Origin of the sequence: Anaerococcus provencensis (genome assembly GCF_000312365.2) — a bacterium.
In the GTDB taxonomy this organism is placed as follows: domain Bacteria; phylum Bacillota; class Clostridia; order Tissierellales; family Peptoniphilaceae; genus Anaerococcus; species Anaerococcus provencensis.
Genome location: NZ_HG003686.1, coordinates 307,650 through 309,227 on the forward strand (window position 1 = coordinate 307,650; position 1,578 = coordinate 309,227).

General features: G+C 45.8%; 2 other annotated features (both running past the window's edge).

The features are described 5' to 3' along the window. Positions 1-287 (forward strand) — a sequence feature (mutual gap in cmsearch alignment for this rRNA model is longer than 100); it begins 1,257 nt to the left of the window's first position. Between the two features lie 249 nt (positions 288-536). Continuing rightward, positions 537-1,578, forward strand: a sequence feature (23S ribosomal RNA rRNA prediction is too short) (it continues 435 nt past the right edge of the window).

The window sequence follows — 1,578 nt, forward strand, 5'->3', positions numbered from 1 at the left end:
CGGCGAGACGGTGACGTCAAGCGAACCTCAAAAAGCCTGTCCCAGTTCGGATTGCACTCTGCAACTCGAGTGCATGAAGTTGGAGTTGCTAGTAATCGCAGATCAGAATGCTGCGGTGAATGCGTTCCCGGGTCTTGTACACACCGCCCGTCACACCATGGAAGTTGGCAATACCCGAAGCCTGTGAGCGAACCATTAGGACGCAGCAGTCGAAGGTAGGGTCAGTAACTGGGGTGAAGTCGTAACAAGGTAGCCGTATCGGAAGGTGCGGCTGGATCACCTCCTTTCTAAGGATTTCAGCGACGATACGTCGTCGCTGAAAAGAGAATGATACGTTATTCTCTAACTTTTAGAAAAAACAATGTTACTCATTTTAATTGAGTTTAATGAAATTTAACAATAATGAACCACTTAACAGACTAGCCTGTCCGGCTGATGGAGGACTAAGTAAGTCTCCCCATCATGAGACCATGAAATGGTCGCAGGACGAAGTCCGAGAAAGTTAAGTAAAAAATCAAATAGCAAACAATATTTCCAGTCAAGAAAGAAAGGGCGCCAGGTGGATGCCTTGGCACATGAAGACGAAGAAGGACGTAAGTGAACGAAAACTAGGGCGAGCTCACAAAAAGCCATGACCCCTAGGACTCCGAATGGGGAAACCCGGCTGATGAAGAATCAGTCATCATAAAGCGAATACATAACTTTATGAAGCAAGACCCTGCGAACTGAAACATCTAAGTAGCAGGAGGAAAAGAAAGAAAACTCGATTTTCCAAGTAGCGGCGAGCGAAAAGAAAACAGCCCAACCCAATAAGAAATATCAAGGCAAGTCGAATCATTTGGGAAAATGAACCAAAGAAAGTGAAAGTCTTGTAGACAAAAGCCAAAATATTTTTGGGAGCAAGTAGCAGTGAACACGAGGAATTTGCTGTGAAGACAGGGGGCCCATCCCCTAAGGCTAAATACTAACATGTGACCGATAGCGAACAAGTACCGTGAGGGAAAGGTGAAAAGAACCCCGCAAGGGGAGTGAAAAAGAACCTGAAACCTAGTGCCTACAAGCAGAGAGAGCTCTAAAGAGTGATCTCGTACCTTTTGTAGAATGGGCCAGCGAGTTATCATATAAAGCAAGATTAAGCATTTAAGATGCGAAGTCCAAGCGAAAGCGAGTCTTAACAGGGCGAAAGTTAGATATGATAGACCCGAAACCGGGTGATCTATCCATGGTCAGAGTGAAGGTGAAGTAAAATTCACTGGAGGCTCGAACCGGGTGCGGTTTAAAACGCATCGGATGAACTGTGGATAGGGGCGAAAAACCAAACGAACCCGGAGATAGCTGGTTCTCCTCGAAATAGCTTTAGGGCTAGCCTATGACTAAAGATTTTAGGAGGTAGAGCACTGAATGGCCTAGGGCGGCATACCGTACCAAAGCCTATCAAACTCCGAATGCCAAAAAATCAGGTCATGGAGTCAGACTTAGAGGGATAAGCTCCTAAGTCGAAAGGGAAACAGCCCAGATCGACAGCTAAGGTCCCAAAATCTGGATTAAGTGGAAAAGGATGTGAACCTACCAAGACAA